The sequence below is a fragment of the Gordonia phthalatica genome, from assembly GCF_001305675.1.
Classification (GTDB): domain Bacteria; phylum Actinomycetota; class Actinomycetes; order Mycobacteriales; family Mycobacteriaceae; genus Gordonia; species Gordonia phthalatica.
In genome coordinates this window covers 4027127-4046623 of the sequence record NZ_CP011853.1, presented here as the reverse complement: position 1 = coordinate 4046623, position 19497 = coordinate 4027127, and the positions used below count along the sequence as shown (strand labels likewise).

Below are 19497 nucleotides of genomic sequence, written 5' to 3'. Positions count from 1 at the left end.
ACGGTGGCGGCGTGCCGGGTTCGACGGAGTCGGTCAGCTCAACTCGGGTGCCCGGAAGGTACCGGGGATGGCGGTGCCGAAGTCGATCATCGCGCGGGTGTTGTCGATGGCGGTCACCAGGCCGACTCCGAACTGGCCGTGCTCGTCGTACAGGTTCGCGGTCCCGACCGAGAGGCCGGCGTGCTCGATGTGCGAGTCGGCGGCCAGGCCCACCCGGACCCCCTCGGGCAGTCGTGCCAGGGCCACGGTCAGGTCGGCGTTGATGAAGCCGATGCCGCCGTCGCCGAGGTTGGTCACCAGACTCGTCGACTCGGCCGCGATCACCGCGCGCTGGAATTGCGTCGGCTCCTCGCCCTCCACCACGGCGAACGGGCGCGTCCAGAGCCGCAGCCGATCGGAGTTCTGGAAGTCGGCGAGGTTGCTGGACCAGTCCTGCTCGTCGGTCCGGAAGAACGGACGGTGGTTGTCGGGGGTCTCAGGCGGGACGAACGGGTCGGCGTCCGCCGGTCGGGACCACCGCTCGCCCGGCGGATTGGTGCCGTGCTTCAGGAAGACGACGTTGCCGCGCGCCACGAGGATCTCCTCGTCGCCGTCGTACTGGTTCACCGACACCTCGACCACTCGGATACGACGACCGTCGCGCAGGGTGCGGGTGGACGGCGCCATCGGCAGGCGGCGCGCGCTCTTGAACAATTCCAGGGTGAAGCGGGCGGGGGTGAAGTCCTCGCGCCCGCCGGCCTTCTCCGCCGCGTAGACGGCGATCGCACAGACGGCCGGGCCGTTGAGGGCGTCCGGGCCCCACAGTCCCATCGCGTAGCCCGTCGGAAGATATCGACCGGAATCGTCGACCGTGAAGAAGGTCTTAGCCGCCATGCTCGGTCACGCTACGCTGCGTGCATGACCACTCAAGCAACACCGTCCGTTTTGCCGAACGACGCGGTCGGTGCCGTCCGCACTCTCGTGATCTTCTCGTCGCTGGTGGGCATCGGCCTCGGTATCGCCGCCCTGGTCTGGCCCGAGGCGTCGTTGGTGATCGTGGGTGTGCTGTTCGGCATCTCGCTGATCGTCACCGGCCTCGCCCGACTGTTCGTCGCCTTCGCCGTGACCCGAGCCTCCTCCGGCGCCCGCATCCTGCTGGGCGTCCTCGGCGGCATCGTCCTCGCCGTCGGCGTCCTGGCCACCATCAATCCGGCCAAGTCGTTGACCCTGCTGGGCATCTTCATCGGCGTCGGCTGGATCATCGGCGGCGTCCAGGACCTGTTCGGTCTCCGCCTCACGCGGCAGCTGGGACCGCGCTGGCTGGCCATGCTCGCCGGCGCCGTGTCGGTTCTCGCCGGCATCGCGATGATCACGCTGCCCGCCATCTACACGCTCAGCACCATCCTGTGGATCCTCGCCGTCATGCTGATCGCGGTCAGCATCGTCACCCTGTTCACGGTCCCCGCGAAGATCGCCAAGCTGGTCGAGGCACTCGACGCGCCTGCCGAGGACTGAGTCCCGGGCGGGTCGGCCTACGCCGTCATCGCCAATCCGTCGAGCGTGATCGTCGGCTCGACGGTCTCCTCGGCGGACAGGCGCGACGTCCACGCAGTCAACACGCTGAGGAGTTCGTCGGTGTGCCGCAGTGCCACGCCGTCGACGATGCCCTTCCAGACCATCGCGGCCGGTCGGACGGCGGGGATCGCGGCGGCGGCGCCGATCAGTCGCCGGGCGCCGTCGGTGTCGACGTCCCACATCGCGTCCGCGGTCGTCAGGTAGAGGCCGATCGCTGCGCGGAGGTCGCGCAGATGCATCATCGACCAGGCCCAGTGCTTGGCGACGTCGACCGTCACCGACTGACCGCGGCCGAGTGTCCGGACGTACTTGCTGTGCAGCTCGCTGCACAGGAGGTCGGAGTCCGACCACATCTCCAATTGGGACATGCAGCGGACGCTGTCGTGCATGGCCGCGAGATACTTCACGGAGTAGGGGCCTTCGCGTCGGGCACGGATCTCTCGGAGCACCGAGAAGCCGGCGAGCGCGCTGGTGAACTGGCCGGCGTCGTAGTCGGCCTGGGCTTGGTCGTTCAACTCGTCGAGCATGCACCTATGATCCCCGTCACAGTCGATTTGTTCAATGCAATCGGCGATCCCGGTACGGCGAGGCCGTTCCGGTGCGGATGCGCGAAGATGAACAGGTGACCGAACAACAGACCCGAGACCTGAGCAAGTGGGCGCTGCTGAGCATCGCGGCGTCGATCGTCGTCATCGCGCTGAAGATGTTCGCGTGGCAGCTCACCGGGTCGGTCGGTCTGCTGTCCGACGCCGCCGAGTCCGTCGTCAACCTCGTGGCCGCGGTCGTCGCCTTCTTCGCGCTCCGGATCGCGGCGAAGCCCGCCGACGACGACCACAACTTCGGACACGTGAAGAGCGAGTACTTCTCCGCCGTCATCGAGGGCGTCATGATCGTGATCGCGGCGATCGTCATCATCGTCACTGCCGTCGACCGCCTGTTCAATCCGCGCGATCTGGAACAGGTCGGCTTCGGTCTCGCGGTCTCGGTCCTCGCATCGGTGATCAACGGACTCGTCGCGTGGCAGCTGATGCGCGTCGGTCGGAAGTTCCGGTCGCTGACCCTTGAAGCCGACGGCAAGCACCTGATGACCGACGTGTGGACCACCGCGGGCGTCATCGTCGGCGTCGGCGCCGTCTACCTGACCGGCTGGAGCAGGCTGGATCCGGTCATCGCGATCATCGTCGCCGTCAACATCATCTTCGTCGGCTACAAGCTGATGCGCGCTTCCACGATGGGCCTGATGGACACAGCCATCCCCGACGAGCAGCGTGCCGCTGTCGACGCCGTGCTCGATCGCTATCGGGGCGACGGCGTCGACTTCCACGATGTCCGCACCCGCGAAGCCGGACACCTGCGCTTCGTGCAGCTGCACATGCTGGTGCCGGGCGAGTGGACCGTGCAGCGCGGACACGACCTCCTCGAAGAGGTCGAGACCTCGCTGCACCAGGCCGTCGAGGATCTGCGGCCCACCATTCACCTGGAGCCGATCGAGGATCCGCGCAGTTACGAGTCCTGGCGGCGGTAGACCGTGTTGTACAGCTAGGCGGGGCGGTCAGTCCTTCTTCAAGAGCGTCTGCTCGAACGGGACCTGCTGGTACACGCAGTGGTTGAGCCAGTTCGCGTAGACCATGACGCCGTAGCTGCGCCACGTCACCTTCGGGGCCTGCGACGGGTCGTCGTTCGGGTAGTAGTGGGCCGGCAGCTGCGGATTCATCCCGGCCTCGGTGTCCCGCTTGTACTCGCGGTCCAGGGTGTCGCGGTCGTACTCGGGGTGGCCGGTGATGAACACCTGCCGTAGATCCGGGGTCGCGGCCAGCAGGACGCCTGCGTCGTCGCCGACCACCAGCACATCGACGGCACCCGTCGCCTCGATGTCCTCGGCGTGCACGTCGGTGTGGCGCGACTGCGGCACGGTCAGCGTGTCGTCGAGTCCCCGCAGCAGCGCCGAGTGAGGCTGCAGGACGCGGTGCTCGAAGATGCCCGACAGCTTCTCCGGAAGCTCGTACTTCGGGACGCCGTAGTGGTGATACAGCCCGGCCTGCGCGCCCCAGCAGATGTGCATCGTCGAGTAGACGTGGTCGCGGCTCCAGTCGAGGATGGTCTCCATCTCCGGCCAGTAGTCGACGTCCTCGAACTGCAGTCGCTCGATCGGGGCGCCGGTCACGATCAGGCCGTCGAAGTACTGGTCGGCGACCTCCTCGAAGGTCGTGTAGAACTCTTCGAGATGCTCGGGCGGGGTGTTGCGCGACGCGTGGCTGGCCATGTGCAGCAGCGTCACCTCCACCTGCAGCGGAGTGCTTCCGAGGACGCGGAGAAGCTGGGTCTCGGTGGCTTCCTTGGTCGGCATCAGGTTCAAGATCGCGATGCGCATCGGCCGGATGTCCTGCGAGCGGGCGCGGTCGTCGGACATCACGAAGATGCCCTCGTCCTCGAGGATCGCACGAGCAGGAAGGTCCCGCGGAATGTTCACCGGCATGACTCAATAGTGCCACTGTGGGTGATTCGGGTGTCCGCTCTGGTCAGTACGGGGCCGGTGTGGTGCTCGCATCGCTCGTGTCCGAGCCGCACCACTTCTGGCTCTCGCACTCGGTCGCGACCCAATGCGGGAGCCAGAACTGGTGCACGACGACGCGAAGTGGTGCGTGAGGGAAACCGCACGACACACGTCGTCGGCCACCGTGCGGCGTTAGCCTTGATCCATGAGCGAGAGCGATTCGTACGACGGCGGTGAGTACATGCAGGAGGCCACCGGCCAACTGCAGCCCGGGGACACCCTCGAGGACGCCGAAGTCGGCGACATCCTCGACCGCGGCTACTCGCCGCCCGACTACGCACGCGGCGCCCGCGTGCACGACACCCTCGACTCCCGCCTCGCTGAAGAGGAACCCGACACGTCGTACGACGACGATGACGAGGTCTCCGGAGACGAGAACGAGGACGACGACCCGGACATGCCCTCCCGCGCCGAAGTCGGCCGCCACCGCGCCGGTCGGCTGATCGCGCCCGACGCCGGCTACGGCCCCGACGTCGACAATCAACTCCTCGCGACCGATGCGGGTGTCGACGGGGCAGGTGCCTCGGCTGAAGAGGCGGCGATGCATTACATCGACGGGGAATGACGGCGACTGCCGAAGACTCCCGCCCCCGGTTCGATACCGTTTATCCATGGATCGTGACCGGATGGTGGACGTCGGAGTGGCCCTGGTGTCGCGCTTCGGCGCCAAGGCTCTCAGTTTGACGTCGGTGGCCAGGCAGGCGGGCGTCGCACGCGCCACCGCCTACCGCATGTTCGGCGGCCGCGACGCGCTCGTCGCCGCCATCATGGCGCGCGAACTGGAGCAGCTCCGCGTCCATCTCCACACGTGGGGGCAGCAGTACGACGACCCCGCCGAACGAGTCCGCGAACGCGTCAAGGCCAGCTTGCAGTACATCCGCGAGCACGAGGCGCTCCAGTACGTCCTGCGCAACGAGCCCGAAGAAGTGGTGCGCGCCCTCATCAGCACCAAGGACTCCGACCGCCCGTCGCTGATCGCCCTCATCGTCGACGCGACGCTGCCCGACGCCGAACCCGACGAGGTGGCGGTGCTGTACCCGAATCCGCGGGCCGGCAGCGAGTTCATCGTCCGAATCGTCTACTCCTGCATGCTGGTTCCCGAAGGCACTCTGACCGACGACGAGATCGCCGACCTGGTGGTGCGCGCCGTCATACGGTGACCGCTGTGAACCCAGTAATGTCATGACTCATGACAGGCACGAGCGCCCGCAGCATCTACGTCGCGTCGGCGGAAGGTGACACCGGAAAATCGACGGTCGCGCTCGGTGCGCTGATGGTCCTCACCGCGGCCGGAGGCCGGGTCGGCGTCTTCCGCCCCATCTCCCGCGGCACCGCCGACGAGGGCGACTACATCCTCGACCTCCTGCACCAGTACGCGTCGGTCGAGATCCCCTACGAGCAGTGCATCGGCGTCCACTACGACGACGTCCACGCCGACCCCGACGCGGCGATCGGCGAGATCGTCGCCCGCTACCACGCCGTCGCCGAACAGTGCGACAACGTGCTGGTGATCGGCTCCGACTACACCGACGTCGCGTCGCCGTCGGAGCTCAGCTTCAACGCTCGTATCGCCGCCAACCTGTCCGCGCCGATCATCCTGGTGGTCAAGGCCTACGACCGCACGCCCGCAGAAGTGAAGGCGGTCGCCGACCTGCTCCTGGCCGACATCAAGACCGCGCACGCCAGCACCGTCGGCATCGTCGCCAACCGCTGCAATCCCGACCGTCGTACGGCCGTCGCCGCAGCCCTGCAGGGGACCGGCATCAAGTCGTGGGCCCTGCCCGAGGAACCGCTGCTCGTCGCTCCGACCATGGCCGAACTGTGCGACGCCCTCGACGGCACCCGCTACTCCGGCGACCTGGACCTCATGGACCGCGAGGCGCTGGACGTGATGGTCGGCGGCATGACCGTCGAACACATCCTGGAGCGCCTCAGCGAGTCCCTCGTCGTGATCGCCCCCGCCGACCGCTCCGACGTTCTGTTGGCCCTCGTCAACGCCGACGCGGCCGCCGGCTTCCCGCGCCTGGCGGGCATCGTCATCAACGGCGGCCTCCGACCGCATCCGATGATCGACGCCCTCGTCAAGGGCCTCCGGCCCACGCTGCCGATCATCGCATGCGAGCACGGGACCTACGAGACCGCGCGGATCGCGTCCAACACCCGCGGCGCCATGGCGCGCGGCTCGTTCAGCAAGATCGACGCGGCGATCGGCCTCATGGAGAAGTACGTGTCGCCGGCGGAGCTGATCGCCGAGCTCGACCTCCACAAGCCGGAGGTCATGACGCCGCAGATGTTCGAGTACCAGCTGATCAAGCAGGCCAAGTCCGACCCGCAGCGCATCGTCCTCCCCGAGGGCAACGACGACCGCATCCTCCGCGCCGCCGAACGCCTGATCCGCCGCAGCGTCGCGAAGCTGACCCTCCTCGGCGACCCGGACGCGGTCCTCCGCCGGGCGAGCGAACTCGGCATCGACCTGTCGGATGTGGAGATCATCGACCCGGCCACGTCGCCGCTGGCCGACGAGTTCGCCCCGCTCTACGTGGAGCTGCGCAAGCACAAGGGCATGACCCTCGAGCGTGCGTCGGAGGTGGTGCGCGACGAGTCGTACTTCGGCACCATGCTGCTGCACACCGGCCGCGTCGACGGCATGGTGTCCGGCGCCGCGCACACCACCGCCCAGACCATCCGCCCGGCGTTCGAGATCATCAAGACGGTGCCCGGCGTCTCCACCGTGTCGAGCGTGTTCTTCATGTGCCTGGCGGACGAGGTCCTCGTCTACGGTGACTGCGCGATCGTCCCCGATCCGACCGCCGAGGAACTCGCCGACATCGCCATGCAGTCGGCCCAGACCGCGGCAGCCTTCGGGATCGAGCAGCGCGTCGCGCTCCTCTCGTACTCCACCGGCGGCTCCGGCTCCGGCAAGGACGTCGACAAGGTGGCGGCCGCGACCGCCATCGTCCGCGAGAAGGCGCCCGACCTCCTGGTGGAGGGTCCCATCCAGTACGACGCGGCCGTCGAACCGACCGTGGCTGCGTCGAAGATGCCGGACTCCCCAGTCGCCGGTCAGGCGACGGTCCTGATCTTCCCGGACCTCAACACCGGCAACAACACCTACAAGGCGGTGCAGCGCAGCGCCGGCGCCATCGCCGTCGGCCCCGTGCTGCAGGGTCTCAACAAGCCGATGAACGACCTCTCCCGCGGCGCGCTGGTCTCCGACATCGTCAACACCGTCGCCATCACCGCCATCCAGGCGCAGAACAACAAGAACGCTCGACCTTCCGAGGAGCACAACGCATGACCGAACGCATCGACGGCAGCGTCCTGGTGGTCAACGCCGGGTCGTCGTCCCTGAAGTACCAGGTCCTGGAACCGACCACCGAGGAGGTGATCGCCGACGGGCTCGCCGAGCAGATCGGTGAGAGCACCTCGCGCATCAAGCACTGGTACCGCGGGCACGACGTCGTGGTGGAGGGTGTGCTGCCCGACCACGAGGCGGCCATCGCGAAGGTCCTCGAACTGTTCCGGTCCGACGGCGTCGACATCGCCGACTCCGGCCTGGCCGCGGTGGGACACCGGGTGGCGCACGGCGGGCGGTCGTTCTTCGCGCCCACCCTCATCGACGCGGAGGTCCGCTCGGAGATCGAACGTCTCGGACCGCTCGCGCCACTGCACAACCCGGCGAACCTGGTCGGCGTCAACGCCGTCACCGCGCTGCTGCCCGACGTCCCGGCGGTCGCAGTCTTCGACACCGCATTCTTCCACGACCTGCCCGCAGCGGCGTCGACCTACGCGCTCGACGCCGAGGTGGCGGCCCAGTACGCGATCCGCCGCTACGGCTTCCACGGCACCAGCCACGAGTACGTGTCCCGCAAGACCGCCGAGACCCTCGACCGCGAGTACGCCGATCTCAACCAGATCGTCCTGCACCTCGGCAACGGCGCGTCGATGTCCGCGGTGGCCGGCGGAAAACCGATCGACACCACGATGGGCATGACCCCGCTCGAGGGCCTCGTGATGGGTACCCGCACCGGCGACATCGACGCGGGCATCGTCTTCCAGCTCTCCCGCGTCGCGGGCATGTCGATCGACGACATCGACACCCTCTTCAACAAGAAGTCGGGACTCAAGGGCCTGTGCGGCGAGAACGACTTCCGCTCGGTCCTCGAACGCGCGGACGGCGGCGACGAGGCCGCGCAGCTCGCGTACGACGTCTACCTGCACAGGCTCCGCCGCTACATCGGCGCGTACATGGTCGAACTCGGCCGCGTCGACACCATCGTCTTCACCGCGGGCGTCGGTGAGAACGCGGCCCCGGTCCGCGCCGACTCCCTCGCCGGCCTGGAGAACTACGGCATCGAGATCGACGCCGAGCGCAACGCGATCCGCTCCAAGGAGCCGCGCGTCATCTCCACCGACGCGTCGACCATCACGGTGCTCGTGGTCCCGACCAACGAGGAGCTGGCGATCGCCCGGCAGGCGATGGAGGTCGCGTACCCGGCGTGACGCGAACGGTGAGGCGACGGCGGGGGCGCTCAACTGTGTAGTTCGTTACCTGGAGCGGGTAAGGAACTACACGGCGAACCGCGAGCGGTACATCATCGCAAGAGCAATCCCGCGCCGATGACCAGTAGGAAGGTGAGCGCGACGCCGCCGAGGAGGAGGAAAGCGATGAGCGGGCTCCCCTTGACATTCGGGTCGATGGCCCAGAGGAACGCTTTGCGACCGCCGGCGCCCCAGTCGTAGTCGTTCGAGTCGTTCGGGTAGAAGTTGTACGCGAGTTCGAGCAGCTCACCGGGCAGGACCGGCTCCGTCGTCTCGGTGAAGCTCAGGATCCTGCCCTGCTCGCGTCGGAACACCCGGAAGGTATGCATCCCGGGACGCACGGGGATCTCGATCCGACCCCACGGCATCGGCGGCAACTCGTAGCCGTCGACGTCCACCGACACCTGGTACCAACCGCTGGGCAGACCGCCGATGCCCAGCCGTGGGCCCAGCGTGGGTCCGCCGCAGGTGATCGCCACACCCTCGCGCAACAGTGGTTCGGGGCGCGGCGAGTAGTAGCGGAGCGGCCGGACCGTCGGCGGCTGCGGGCCGTACGGCCATGGTGGGAGATCCCCTCGGGAGTAGCCGGTCATGCAGGCTCCCTTCGGGTTCGCTCGGTGTACGGCGTCCAGCGTATTCCTGACGGTTGCGACGGAAGTCCCGGTGTCACTCACGTGATTTCGGCCGGGTGCGCCGCACCCCTCTTCCGGGGGTGGTCAGGATCCGCTGTGACCTGGATCATGTGAACATGACCACGAACACCGAGCGGTACCGCGCCAGCCGCGACCAGATGATCGACCTGATGAACGACTACGACCGCGCCGTCGCCGAGTTCCGATGGCCGGAGATCACCGGCCGATTCAACTGGGCCATCGACTGGTTCGACGACTTCGCGCGCGGCAACCAGCGCCTCGCCCTGTGGATCACCGAGGAGGACGGCTCCGAGGTCCAGGTGACCTTCGACCAGATGGCCGCGAACTCCGACCGCGTCGCGACCTGGCTGCAGAGCCTCGGCGTCGGCAAGGGCGACCGCGTCATCCTGATGCTCGGCAACCAGGTGGAGCTGTGGGAGCTGATGCTCGCCATCGCGAAGCTCGGCGCCATCGTCATGCCCACCACCGCGGCGCTCGGTCCCGTCGACCTCACCGATCGCATCGACCGCGGCGGCGCGGGCACGGTGATCGCCAACGTCGGCGACACGTCGAAGTTCGACGACGTCCCCGGCGACTACCGGCGCATCGTCGTCGGCGGCGACACCGACGGCTGGACGTCGTACTCCGACAGCGCCGACGTCGAATCGGCGGGTCCCTTCCAGACCGAGACCGACGTCGACGACACCATGCTCATCTACTTCACGTCCGGCACCACCAGCAAGCCGAAACTGGTCGCGCACTCGCAGGTCAGCTACGCCGTCGGCCACTTCACCACCATGGCGTGGATCGGTGTGAAGCCGGGCGACGTGCACCTGACGATCAGCTCGCCCGGCTGGGCCAAGCACGCGTGGAGCCTGTTCTTCGCGCCGTGGATCGCCGAGGCGACGATCTTCGTCTACAACTACTCCCGGTTCGACGCCGCGGCCCTGATGCACCAGCTCGACCGCGCGAAGGTCAACACCTTCTGCGCCCCGCCGACCGTGTGGCGGATGCTGATCCAGGCCGACCTCGGCAGCAAGCCGTCGGGCCTGCGGGAGATCCTCGGTGCAGGTGAGCCGCTGAACCCCGACGTGATCCGCCGCGTCGAGCAGTCGTGGGGCCTGACGATCCGCGACGGCTACGGCCAGACCGAGACCACCCTGCAGGTCGCGAACACGCCGGGCCAGCCGCTGAAAGCCGGATCGATGGGTCGGCCGATGCCGGGTGTGCCGGTGGTTCTGGTGGATCCGCTGACCGGCGAGCTCGCCGACGAGGGCGAGATCTGCCTGGACCTCACCGTTCGACCGCTCAACCTGATGTCCGGGTACCTCGGCGACCCCGAGCGCAACGACGCCGTCATGGCGGGCGGCTACTACCACACCGGCGACGTGGCCTCCCGCGACGAGAACGGCTACATCACCTACATCGGCCGGACCGACGACGTCTTCAAGTCGTCGGATTACAAGGTCTCGCCGTTCGAGCTGGAGAGCGTCCTCATCGAGCACCCCGCCGTCGTCGAGGCGGCAGTGGTTCCGCAGCCCGACGAGACCCGGCTCGCCGTCCCGAAGGCGTACGTCACCCTCGCCGAAGGATGGGAGCCGACCGCGGACACCGCGAAGGCGATCATGGAGTACGCGCGCGACCACCTCGCTCCCTACCTCAAGGTGCGCCGCGTGGAGTTCTACGAACTCCCCAAGACCATCTCCGGCAAGATCCGCCGCGTGGAACTCCAGCAGCGGGAGTCCGCGGCGTCGTCCGCGGGCGAGGACATCGCGACCGAGTACCGGTACGAGGATCTGCTGAGCTGAGAGGGGTGAGCGACCCGGCCCGCGGCGGATCTCGATACACCCGGATGCTCGCAGGCTCGCAGCCGGGCACTCGATCAGCAAGGGATCGGGCCCCGCAGCGGGGCCCGATCAACGGTGGAAGCGCGAAACGGTGATCAGAACAGCGTCGCGGGGCGGATCAGGTTCGCGAGGTCGACGAGGAGGAAGCGGTGGGCGCGGTTGTCGCGCGTCGCCTTCGCGAGTTCACGAAGGGAGCGTTCGGTGCCTGCGCGCAGGCCCTGCTCGTTGAACGGGAAGCCGAGGAAGTCGTCGGCCGCCTGATCGTCGTCGAGGTGGGCGTCGATCCAGCCGAGGGCGGTGCCCAGGATGATCAACTGGAGGCGGCCGCGTCGGGGGTCGTCCCAGCTGATCTCCTCGAAGCGCTCGGCCGCCTCGAACAGCTCCGCGCGAGTCACCTCGTCGGGGGCTCGACCGTGGACCAGCGTCACGATCGCCGAGATCTGCGCGGTGCCGTAGTGGCGGCTGGTGGTCGGGACCTCATCGAGCGGCTCGATCGCGGAGTCGAACCGGCCCTCGGCGAGAATCATCCGCGCCAGCCCGAACGCGGCCGACACGATCGCGTGATCGGTGAGCCACAGGTCGTGATAGTTCTGCCGGGCGATCTCGTACCAACGCTCCACCTGCGCCATCTGCTCATTGGAGGTGTACTCCTCGGCCGACAGCCAGTAGCCGATCAACTCGGCGGTGCCCGCCACCGCGAGCTTCGGCGCCACCTCGCCCGGCATCGCCACGAGGACTTCGTGGAAGCGTTCGAAGGCCAGCTCCGGTTCGGCGTTCAACAGGGAACAGATCCCCAGATACCAGTGCAGCTTCCAGGAGTCGCCGTGATGCAGGGCCACCTCGCGCAGCAGTTGCAGCGCGGTGTCGAGGTTCCCGAGCTCCAGATGCGCGCGGGCCTCGGCCAGGTCCAGCTCCACCGACGGGTGCATCGGATCCACCGCGGCATCGGCGGCGCTGCGATCGGCGACGATCAGCGCCTTGAAGCCGTCGGCCCGCGCGGCGCGGATGGTGTCGAGCGTCTGCCGCGGATATGACAGCGCCGCCGACGTCAGCACGCTGGCCGCCGGGTCGGACGGGTCGACGAGCGGCACCGGCAGAGCGCGCGCGATGTCGGCGGGATCGTGGATCGCGGCGTCCTTGGGGTCGAAGAAGCCGTCGACCGGGGCCAGCAGCAGCTCGGTCCCGAACGTCGACCGCTGCGGGGTGAACACGGTCGACATGGACGGGCGCGGCACGCCGGTGTGCAGGGCGACGGTCTCGCGCAGCACGTTCAAGACCTGCGTCGTCATCTCCTCCGCGGAGGAGAAGCGCTCCTTCGGATCGGGCGACGTGGACCGCTGCAGCAGGAAGTAGAACGACGGGTTGTCGACGAACAGCGGGGTGGTGGCCGGGTCGGGGAGGCCGTCGTCGTACCGGCCCGCCGTCATCGGCATGTCGACGGTCAGGACGGCGAGCGTGCGGCCGATGCTGTAGATGTCGGTGACGATCTGCGGTCCCGTCTGCACGATCTCCGGTGCCTGGAAGCCCGGGGTGCCGTACAGGTGGCCGGTGCCGTCGATCGCCGACACCGCGCCCATGTCGATGAGCTTCACGTCGTCGGAGGTGATCATGATGTTGTCGGGCTTCACGTCGTTGTACGCCAGCCCCACCGAATGCAGGTAGCCGACGGCCGAGAGCACCTCCAGGATGTACGCCATGGCCTGCTCGATCGGCAGCAGCTTCGGCTTCCCGGTCTTCCCGGTGGTCAGCTGCTTGAGCGTGTGACCGCCGATGTACTCCATCACGATGTAGCCGACGGACCGGCCGTCGTCGATGGTGCCCTCGACGAAGTTGAAGATCTTCACGATGCCGGGATCGTTGACCGACGCGAGGAACTGCCGTTCGGAGATCGCGACGGCCTGCGCCTGCGAGTCCGACGAGTTCAGCAGGCCCTTGAGGACGACGGGGCGGTCGGACACGTTGTGGTCCACCGCGAGGTAGATCCATCCCATGCCGCCGTGCGCGATGGCGCCCGCGATCTCGTACTGGTCGGCCACGATGGTGCCGCGTTTGAGGCCGGGCACGAACGAGTAGCGCGATCCGCAGTTCCAGCAGGTGCCGTTCAGTGGGCCCTTGCCGCGACCGGACTTGCGGCCGACGGGCTCACCGCACTTCCAGCACAGGCGCTTGCTGGGCGTGATGACCGGATCGGCGAGGACGGCGTCGGCCGGGTCGATGTCCGTGATCTCCGGCAGCTGCACCAGGTCGGCACCGAGCCGGCGGTCGTGCACGTGGGTGTTCTTGCGGCTCTTCCGGCGCGACGCGGCGATGTCGTCGAGGATCCGGCGGACCTGCGTCGACTGGGTCATCGCACCCGTCGTCGCGGCCTGCGTCCCCATCGTCGACGCCTCGGTGCCGACCGTCGGCATCGGTGCGGGCATGGTGCCCGCCTGCGTCTGCACCGCATCGCCCGTGTCGGCGAGGTCGATGTCCGACGCCTGCGTGTGCACCTCGACGTCGGACGCCTGCGTGGCGACCGGCTCGTCCTCGCGGAGCTTCTTCTTCCGCTTCTTCTTCTCGCTCTTGTCAGCAGCCATCGCGTCAATCCCGGTACGTCGTCGGCGGAGGGGAGCCCGGACCCAGCAACGACAGCCACTCGTTGTACGACCGCTGCCAGCTGCCGTCGGCCTCGCGGGCCGCGAGGACGCCGTTGATGAAGCGCACGAAGTCGTCCTCGCCCTTGGGGACTCCGACGCCGTAGTTCTCGGTGCCGAGACTGTCACCGACGACGTGCACCCACGGGTCCTGCGAGGCGATGCCTGCGAGGATGGTGTCGTCGGAGGTGATGGCCTCCACCTGGCCCTGCTGCATCATCACCAGGCAGTCGGCCCAGCTGGCAGTGGTGACGTACTTGGCGCTCGGCACCACCTTCTGCGCCCGCGCGATGGACGTGGAGGCGCGGGTCGCGCAGACCGTCTTCCCGGCCAGGTCTGCGGCCTGCGTGATCCCCGAGTTCCGGTACGCCAGGATCTGCTGGGAGGCCGCGTAGTACGGCACCGAGAAGTCGACCACCTTCAACCGTTCGCAGGTGATCGACATGGTCTTGACGACGACGTCCACCGTCCGCTCCTCGAGGGCCTTGAGACGGCTGTCGTTGGAGAGCATCCGGTATTCGATGAGGTTCTCGTCGCCGAAGATCGCGCCTGCGATCCAGTGGGCGACGTCGATGTCGAAGCCCTTCACGTCGCCGCTGATCGGGTCGCGGAAACTGAGGGGATTGCTGCCGAGGTCGGTGCCGACGATCAACCGACCGCGCTGGGCGATCCGCTCCATCGTCGACTTCGCCGGCATGCGACCGGGGGTCGGCATCGCGGTGGGGCGCAGGCCCGCCGTCGTGTTGCAGTCCGTGGACGTCGACGGAGTGTCCCGGTCGACGCCGAACTTCACGTTCGGCGGCATCGGCGCCTGGGCTGCGGCCGACGGCGGGTTGCCCGCGATCTTGGCCTCGAACGAACACCCGGTCAGGGTGAGCACACCGACCAGGACGAGTGCGGTCAGGCGGAGCGGGAGACGGCGGCGGGTGGCGATCATCGGTACTCCCGGATGCGGGGGATCATGCCGGCGATGACGGCGAGCGCGGCCACCCCGCAGAGTGCACCGATGCCGGTTCCGGTGAACCCGAGGAGTTGCTGCGCGGTGCTGATGTTGTGTCGGAATGTGGTGCGGGCCTCGGCGATCGCCTTCACCAGTGCGTCGTTGACCTCGTTGAACCCGGTCGCCGTGCTGATGTTGCCGTTGCCGATCGTCAGGGCCCGGGCAGCGGTGAAGTCGCCGCTCGCGAGGCGTCGCCCCACCTCGTCGTGCGCGCTCTGCCACCGCGCCAGTGCCGACTTCACATCGGCGAGCGGTTCGGTGAGCCCGCTGTTGTCCGCGTGCGACGGGTTGTTCAGCAGCTTCCGGGTGGAGTCGCCGATCTCCTGCAGATCCTTGTTGAACCCGGCGTCCAACTCGCCGGGCTCGGAGCGACGCACCAGCGACAGGGTCTCCGCCGACCGCGCCTGCTGGGTGAGGATGCGCATCGTCGTCAGCGTGTGCAGCGGGTCGGCGCCCGATGTCTTCGCGGTGTTGGCCGCCGCCACCGACAGGAGCCCCGACACCAGCAGCCAGACGGTGCCGACGACCATCGCGGTCAGTGCGCCGATGAGTCCGATGTTGAAGTGGCGACGGGTCCGTCTGGCCAGGTAGCGGCCGATCAGGATCATCATCGCGATGATCATCATCAGGGCGATGTACACGCCCCACGGCGGCACGGTCAGCGTCCGTTGCGGGTCGGAGATGGCCGACGACCGGTCCTCGTACAGGCGCTGCGCCGCGGGCAGGATGGTGCCGAGCATCAGGGTCGACGCCTCGCTCAGATAGGCGGAGCCGACCGGGTTGGCGAGACGATTGTTGGTGCGCGCGGTCTCGATGAGTCCGGTGTAGATGGGGATGCTGGTGGCGAGGGTCTTGAGGTCGTCGCGCGCCGGATGGTCCCGCGAGTCCGGGTCGGACCCCAACGACAGACCGTCGGCGGCGGCGATCATCGCCGACGACGCGGTCGCCATTGCGTTCATGTACTCGGTGCGCAGTTCAGGGGACTCCCGGCCGCCGGAGATGAACGCCGAGTTGGCGGCGGCGTCGGCCACCGACAGCGAACTGTAGAGCACCTCGGCGGCCTCGGCCTGCGGCTCAGCGCGGTCGACGAGGGCCTCGAGCGTCTGGCTGCGGTCGGTCAGCGACACCGACGAGTACCAGCCGGTGAGCCCGCACGCGAGGACCATCGCGACCAGGATGATCAGCAGCTTGCCGGGGGTGGTGGTGGCATAGAAGCGGGCCGTGACGAGAGGCGACGAGACCCGTTCGCGGGTCATGGCGGCGATCTCTCGGCGGTCCGCGATCACTTGCCGGAGGGTGGGACTGGGGGAGCCGCGCTCGGGCAGCACGCTGCGGCCCGCATGCGTGAGCGCCGAACGCACTCGATAAACCTGCCCGGCCACGACGTTTCCTTCCGGTGTTCTGGAGACAACCCTAGTCGTCGCGGCTGCGCTGGGTTGGTCAGCCCGGTACGGTGATTCGTCAGAGGTTCGCGTCTGGTCAGGCGGATCGCGGTGCAGGAGGTTTGCAGGGTGCACGGAGACGGTGACGGCTGGGTGTTCGACGCCGACGGCTCACGCTATTGGGGCAGATTCGGCGCCGCCGGGCTGCTGCTGTGCGCACCCGTCGACGGCGGTGTCTCGGTCCTGCTGCAGCACCGCGCGATCTGGTCCCACCAGGGTGGCACCTGGGGTCTACCGGGCGGTGCTCGCGACTCCCACGAGAGCGTCGAACAGGCCGCCGTCCGCGAGGCGAACGAGGAGGCCGGGATCGACGCGGCCGACGTCGCTGTCGTCGAATCGGTCGTCACGCATCAGGCCGCCGGCTGGAGCTACACCACCGTCATCGCCAACGCGCCGAGCGCCGTCGCGACCGTCGGGAACGGGGAGTCGGCGGAACTGCGGTGGGTGCCGGTCACCGAGGTCGCCGCGCTGCCCCTGCACCCGGGGCTGGCGCAGTCGTGGCCGGGGCTGCTGGCTCGGCTCTCCTGATCTCGGATCGGGTCAGGCGCTGAGCTGGTTGGCTCCGGCGATCAACGCGTTGACGACGGCCTCGTCGCCGGTCCGACCGCGTCCGTACGAGACGCACTGGCGGGCGTTGCGCTCGCACCGCAGGTAGGTGACGACCTCGTCGTCGATCTGCTCCTGCGACAGGGAGACGATCTCGACGCCGGCACCCAGCGCGTACAGCATCTCGACCATGGCGCCGATGGTGCCGACGGCGGTCGCGCTGACGTCGTGGGCGCGCTTGCCGAGGGTGATGCGGGCCCGGCAGGTGACGGTGTCGCCGCGGGTGGGCTCCACCGACAGGGTCTGCAGGGCGATCTCCCCGCGGGGAGCGAAGGTCTGGTCGAAGTTCGCAGTGGTCATGCCTGCCGCCTCTCGCGGAAACCAGTGGGGGAGCCTCCGGGCTGAGCGGGGCTGCGACTGGTTGTCGTATCCGTTACGCGTACAGGATGACGGGACGATCTGAATGGAACGCATCGGGAAGCTTCATTTCGGTCGAAGATTCGGTGACCGACAGTCCCGGAAGTGGAGGAACGACGAACCCGCAGCGGGGGGTCGGTCGAATCAGACCCCGCAGCGGCGGGTTACACGAAGGTTCCACAACATGATGGGAGCAGCTTACTCGCCGTCGCCGGAAAGGCAAGCCGTTTTCAGCGCGCGGGCCGCGGCCTCGGGATCGTCGGCCCCGGTGATCGCCCGCACGACGACGATCCGTCGTGCGCCCGCCGCCGTCACCTCCGGCACGCGCGGCATGTCGACGCCGCCGATGGCGAACCACGGCTTCGTCGGGTTCGACGCCGCGGTCTCGGTCAGCAGGTCCAGTCCGGTGGCGGGCCGACCGGGCTTGGTCGGAGTGGTCCACAGCGGGCCGGTGCAGAAGTAGTCGACGTCGTCGTCGGCCATCGCCCCGCGCGCCTGCTCGACGCTGTGGGTGGAGCGGCCGATCACCACGTCCGGTCCGACGATCCGTCGTGCGACGGCCGGCGGGAGGTCGTCCTGGCCCACGTGGAAGACGTCCGCGTCGGCGGCCACGGCGATGTCGGCGCGGTCGTTCACCGCCAGCAGCGCACCCGCCTCGATCGTCAACTCCTTGAGCTGCGCCAACAGGTCCAGTTGCTGCAGGGCGGTCAGCTCCCCGAACTCGCGCTCGCCGGGCGAGTTCTTGTCGCGCAGCTGCACGATGTCGACGCCGCCTGCGAGGGCCGCGCGCACGAAGTCGACGAAGTCGCCCCGCTCCCGCCGAGCGTCCGTGCACAGGTAGAGGTGGGCGTCGTCGAGCCGGGTGCGCGCGTTCATGACCGCCACCGTAATACGCCTCGGCGACGGCGGCGCCGCTTGCCCACGGCGGTAAGCTGGCGGGTGTCATCAACACGGGAGTTCGGAGGTCCGCCGAGCTGAGAGTGCGTCGCGCCGACGCTGACCGTCACACCTGATCCGGATCATGCCGGCGAAGGAAGGACTGTTATTGTCGCGTGCACCCGAGCCCGGCTCCCTCGGCGACCTCTCCGTGGTCGGCGGCGGAGCCATCGGCCTCACCTGCGCACTCGCGGCCGCGGATCGCGGCTGGCGGGTGCGGATCTTCGACGCAGGCCCCACCGGCCGCGCCGCCCACGTCGCCGGCGGCATGCTCGGCTGCTTCGCCGAGGGACATCCCGGCGAGGACCGGCTCTTGGCGATCTCCCGAGACTCGGTGGCCCGCTGGCCGGCCCTGATCGAGCGGCTCGGCGACCCCACCATCGCGACCGCGTCCGACAGCCTTCTCATCGGGGCGACGGCCGCCGACGTCGAACATCTCACCGCGCAGGTCCGCTTCCTGCTGTCGGAGGAGCCCGACGACGCCGACCGCCTCCCGGCCGTGACTCCGGCACAGCTGCGAGCGGCGGAACCCGCGCTGGTCCGCGGCATCGCGGGCGGCTTCCGCGCCATCGGCGAGGGCTCCGTCGACAACCGGAAGTTCATCACCGGACTGCAGCGCGCTCTCGACGCCGCAGGCGCGGTCCGGGTCGACGCGCACGTGGACCGTCTCGCCGACGTCCCCGGCGACCAGGTCCTCGTCGCCGCGGGCCTCGGTACCCGGAAGCTGCTCCCGAGCATCGACATCCGCGGCGAGAAGGGCGAGATCCTCCGACTGCGCCGCACCCGGTTCTCCGTGGCGCCGCCGACGCACGTGATCCGCGCACGCTGGCACGGTCGTCCCGCGTACCTGGTACCCCGCGAGGACGGCATCGTCCTCGGCGCCACCCAGTACGAGGCCTACGACGACGCCGACCGCGTCCCGCTCGCCGGCGGCGTCGCCGATCTCCTCGCCGACGCCGGCGAGATGATGCCCAGCCTGCGCACCTACGAGCTCGCGGAGGCGGGCGCGGGCATCCGCCCGTCGTCGCCCGACGGAGTACCGATCGTGGAGCGGATCGACGACCGCGTCGTCGTCGCCGCCGGACACGGCCGCAACGGCATCGCGCTGTCGGCGTGGACCGCGCACGTGGTCGCCGACCTCCTCCAACCCGAAACCGCTACCCCCGACACCCGAACCGAATCCAGGAGTCTCCCATGGAGCTGACCGTCAACGGTGACACCGTGACCCTCGACCAGGCGCCCACCGTCAGCCAACTGCTGGTGCACCTCGACCTCCCCGACTGCGGCGTCGCCGTGGCCGTCGACGGTGTGGTCCGCCCCAAGACCGAGTGGGACACCGTGCTGAAGCCCTACGCCGAGATCGACATCCTCACCGCGGTCCAGGGCGGCTAGGG

Annotated in this window: 19 protein-coding genes; 10 read left to right on the top strand and 9 right to left on the bottom strand. The window is 68.6% G+C overall.

The window, feature by feature from the left end; translation table 11 throughout:
• Positions 1 to 33 precede the first annotated feature (33 nt).
• On the bottom strand, positions 34 to 873 hold the full coding sequence (locus ACH46_RS19035; RefSeq protein WP_062394339.1) for an acyl-CoA thioesterase domain-containing protein: 840 nt from the start codon (positions 871 to 873) through the stop codon (positions 34 to 36).
• A 24-nt stretch (positions 874 to 897) separates the two neighbouring features.
• On the opposite strand from ACH46_RS19035, the gene ACH46_RS19030 reads away from it, so the two are divergent.
• Entirely contained in the window at positions 898 to 1494 is a 597-nt protein-coding gene (locus ACH46_RS19030; protein WP_062394337.1) for an HdeD family acid-resistance protein, read from the top strand.
• A 17-nt stretch (positions 1495 to 1511) separates the two neighbouring features.
• On the opposite strand, the gene ACH46_RS19025 is transcribed toward ACH46_RS19030, so the two are convergent.
• A complete protein-coding gene (locus tag ACH46_RS19025; RefSeq protein ID WP_062394336.1) occupies positions 1512 to 2081 on the bottom strand; it encodes a hypothetical protein in 570 nt (189 codons plus the stop codon).
• 77 nt (positions 2082 to 2158) lie between these two features.
• Here ACH46_RS19025 and ACH46_RS19020 point away from each other — a divergent pair, with 77 nt between their 5' ends.
• Entirely contained in the window at positions 2159 to 3079 is a 921-nt protein-coding gene (locus ACH46_RS19020) for a cation diffusion facilitator family transporter (RefSeq protein ID WP_062394334.1), read from the top strand.
• 27 nt (positions 3080 to 3106) lie between these two features.
• Here the strand turns inward: ACH46_RS19020 and metA are convergent, their stop codons facing one another.
• A complete protein-coding gene (gene metA / locus ACH46_RS19015) occupies positions 3107 to 4030 on the bottom strand; it encodes a homoserine O-acetyltransferase MetA (protein WP_062394332.1) in 924 nt (307 codons plus the stop codon).
• A gap of 223 nt (positions 4031 to 4253) precedes the next feature.
• Between metA and ACH46_RS19010 the strand changes: the two genes are divergently transcribed.
• The 4 genes from ACH46_RS19010 to ACH46_RS18995 are packed head-to-tail and all read left to right on the top strand — an operon-like array spanning position 4254 to position 8611.
• Positions 4254 to 4673 carry a DUF5709 domain-containing protein gene (locus ACH46_RS19010; protein WP_062394330.1) on the top strand — a complete coding sequence of 140 codons (420 nt, stop codon included), beginning with the start codon at positions 4254 to 4256 and terminating at the stop codon, positions 4671 to 4673.
• 46 nt (positions 4674 to 4719) lie between these two features.
• The gene (locus ACH46_RS19005; protein WP_062394328.1) at positions 4720 to 5268 is read left to right on the top strand and encodes a TetR/AcrR family transcriptional regulator; all 549 of its coding nucleotides are present in this window, start codon (positions 4720 to 4722) and stop codon (positions 5266 to 5268) included.
• Positions 5269 to 5297: 29 nt separating this feature from the next.
• Positions 5298 to 7406 (top strand): phosphate acetyltransferase, encoded by a 2109-nt coding sequence (gene pta, locus ACH46_RS19000; RefSeq protein ID WP_062394327.1) that lies wholly within the window; start codon positions 5298 to 5300, stop codon positions 7404 to 7406.
• Positions 7403 to 8611 (top strand): acetate kinase, encoded by a 1209-nt coding sequence (locus tag ACH46_RS18995; RefSeq protein ID WP_062394325.1) that lies wholly within the window; start codon positions 7403 to 7405, stop codon positions 8609 to 8611. Before pta ends, ACH46_RS18995 begins: the two co-directional genes overlap by 4 nt.
• A 92-nt stretch (positions 8612 to 8703) precedes the next feature.
• Here ACH46_RS18995 and ACH46_RS18990 read toward each other — a convergent pair whose 3' ends face one another.
• Positions 8704 to 9243, bottom strand: coding sequence for a hypothetical protein (locus tag ACH46_RS18990; protein ID WP_157851098.1), 540 nt, complete (start codon positions 9241 to 9243; stop codon positions 8704 to 8706).
• A gap of 155 nt (positions 9244 to 9398) precedes the next feature.
• Between ACH46_RS18990 and ACH46_RS18985 the strand changes: the two genes are divergently transcribed.
• Positions 9399 to 11090 (top strand): AMP-binding protein, encoded by a 1692-nt coding sequence (locus tag ACH46_RS18985; RefSeq protein ID WP_062395644.1) that lies wholly within the window; start codon positions 9399 to 9401, stop codon positions 11088 to 11090.
• A gap of 134 nt (positions 11091 to 11224) precedes the next feature.
• Here the strand turns inward: ACH46_RS18985 and ACH46_RS18980 are convergent, their stop codons facing one another.
• From ACH46_RS18980 to ACH46_RS18970, 3 genes are read right to left on the bottom strand one after another with little or no spacing between them, the layout of a single operon-like run.
• Entirely contained in the window at positions 11225 to 13705 is a 2481-nt protein-coding gene (locus ACH46_RS18980; protein ID WP_062394322.1) for a serine/threonine-protein kinase, read from the bottom strand.
• Positions 13706 to 13709: 4 nt separating this feature from the next.
• Complete coding sequence (locus ACH46_RS18975) at positions 13710 to 14699, bottom strand: glutamate ABC transporter substrate-binding protein (protein ID WP_062394320.1); 990 nt, start codon at positions 14697 to 14699, stop codon at positions 13710 to 13712.
• The gene (locus ACH46_RS18970) at positions 14696 to 16144 is read right to left on the bottom strand and encodes a hypothetical protein (RefSeq protein ID WP_062394319.1); all 1449 of its coding nucleotides are present in this window, start codon (positions 16142 to 16144) and stop codon (positions 14696 to 14698) included. The genes ACH46_RS18975 and ACH46_RS18970 overlap by 4 nt, the downstream gene beginning before the upstream one ends.
• 129 nt (positions 16145 to 16273) lie before the next feature.
• Between ACH46_RS18970 and ACH46_RS18965 the strand changes: the two genes are divergently transcribed.
• Positions 16274 to 16732 carry an NUDIX hydrolase gene (locus ACH46_RS18965; RefSeq protein WP_062394317.1) on the top strand — a complete coding sequence of 153 codons (459 nt, stop codon included), beginning with the start codon at positions 16274 to 16276 and terminating at the stop codon, positions 16730 to 16732.
• A gap of 12 nt (positions 16733 to 16744) precedes the next feature.
• Here ACH46_RS18965 and ACH46_RS18960 read toward each other — a convergent pair whose 3' ends face one another.
• Together ACH46_RS18960 and thiE are read right to left on the bottom strand one after the other, a co-directional pair.
• Positions 16745 to 17110 carry a hypothetical protein gene (locus tag ACH46_RS18960; RefSeq protein ID WP_082399827.1) on the bottom strand — a complete coding sequence of 122 codons (366 nt, stop codon included), beginning with the start codon at positions 17108 to 17110 and terminating at the stop codon, positions 16745 to 16747.
• A 255-nt stretch (positions 17111 to 17365) separates the two neighbouring features.
• A complete protein-coding gene (gene thiE, locus ACH46_RS18955) occupies positions 17366 to 18043 on the bottom strand; it encodes a thiamine phosphate synthase (protein ID WP_062395642.1) in 678 nt (225 codons plus the stop codon).
• A gap of 145 nt (positions 18044 to 18188) precedes the next feature.
• Here thiE and ACH46_RS18950 point away from each other — a divergent pair, with 145 nt between their 5' ends.
• Together ACH46_RS18950 and thiS are read left to right on the top strand one after the other, a co-directional pair.
• A complete protein-coding gene (locus tag ACH46_RS18950; RefSeq protein ID WP_157851097.1) occupies positions 18189 to 19307 on the top strand; it encodes an FAD-dependent oxidoreductase in 1119 nt (372 codons plus the stop codon).
• Positions 19298 to 19495, top strand: coding sequence for a sulfur carrier protein ThiS (gene thiS / locus ACH46_RS18945; RefSeq protein WP_062394312.1), 198 nt, complete (start codon positions 19298 to 19300; stop codon positions 19493 to 19495). The genes ACH46_RS18950 and thiS overlap by 10 nt, the downstream gene beginning before the upstream one ends.
• The last annotated feature ends 2 nt before the right edge of the window (positions 19496 to 19497 follow it).

Bases quoted from the DNA above. Each gene is read 5' to 3' on its own strand.
- ACH46_RS19035 (WP_062394339.1), bottom strand. From the start codon at position 873: ATGGCGGCTAAGACCTTCTTCACGGTCGACGATTCCGGTCGATATCTT.
- ACH46_RS19030 (WP_062394337.1), top strand. From the start codon at position 898: ATGACCACTCAAGCAACACCGTCCGTTTTGCCGAACGACGCGGTCGGT.
- ACH46_RS19025 (WP_062394336.1), bottom strand. From the start codon at position 2,081: ATGCTCGACGAGTTGAACGACCAAGCCCAGGCCGACTACGACGCCGGC.
- ACH46_RS19020 (WP_062394334.1), top strand. From the start codon at position 2,159: ATGCGCGAAGATGAACAGGTGACCGAACAACAGACCCGAGACCTGAGC.
- metA (WP_062394332.1), bottom strand. From the start codon at position 4,030: ATGCCGGTGAACATTCCGCGGGACCTTCCTGCTCGTGCGATCCTCGAG.
- ACH46_RS19010 (WP_062394330.1), top strand. From the start codon at position 4,254: ATGAGCGAGAGCGATTCGTACGACGGCGGTGAGTACATGCAGGAGGCC.
- ACH46_RS19005 (WP_062394328.1), top strand. From the start codon at position 4,720: ATGGATCGTGACCGGATGGTGGACGTCGGAGTGGCCCTGGTGTCGCGC.
- pta (WP_062394327.1), top strand. From the start codon at position 5,298: ATGACAGGCACGAGCGCCCGCAGCATCTACGTCGCGTCGGCGGAAGGT.
- ACH46_RS18995 (WP_062394325.1), top strand. From the start codon at position 7,403: ATGACCGAACGCATCGACGGCAGCGTCCTGGTGGTCAACGCCGGGTCG.
- ACH46_RS18990 (WP_157851098.1), bottom strand. From the start codon at position 9,243: ATGACCGGCTACTCCCGAGGGGATCTCCCACCATGGCCGTACGGCCCG.
- ACH46_RS18985 (WP_062395644.1), top strand. From the start codon at position 9,399: ATGACCACGAACACCGAGCGGTACCGCGCCAGCCGCGACCAGATGATC.
- ACH46_RS18980 (WP_062394322.1), bottom strand. From the start codon at position 13,705: ATGGCTGCTGACAAGAGCGAGAAGAAGAAGCGGAAGAAGAAGCTCCGC.
- ACH46_RS18975 (WP_062394320.1), bottom strand. From the start codon at position 14,699: ATGATCGCCACCCGCCGCCGTCTCCCGCTCCGCCTGACCGCACTCGTC.
- ACH46_RS18960 (WP_082399827.1), bottom strand. From the start codon at position 17,110: ATGACCACTGCGAACTTCGACCAGACCTTCGCTCCCCGCGGGGAGATC.
- thiE (WP_062395642.1), bottom strand. From the start codon at position 18,043: ATGAACGCGCGCACCCGGCTCGACGACGCCCACCTCTACCTGTGCACG.
- ACH46_RS18950 (WP_157851097.1), top strand. From the start codon at position 18,189: ATGCCGGCGAAGGAAGGACTGTTATTGTCGCGTGCACCCGAGCCCGGC.
- thiS (WP_062394312.1), top strand. From the start codon at position 19,298: ATGGAGCTGACCGTCAACGGTGACACCGTGACCCTCGACCAGGCGCCC.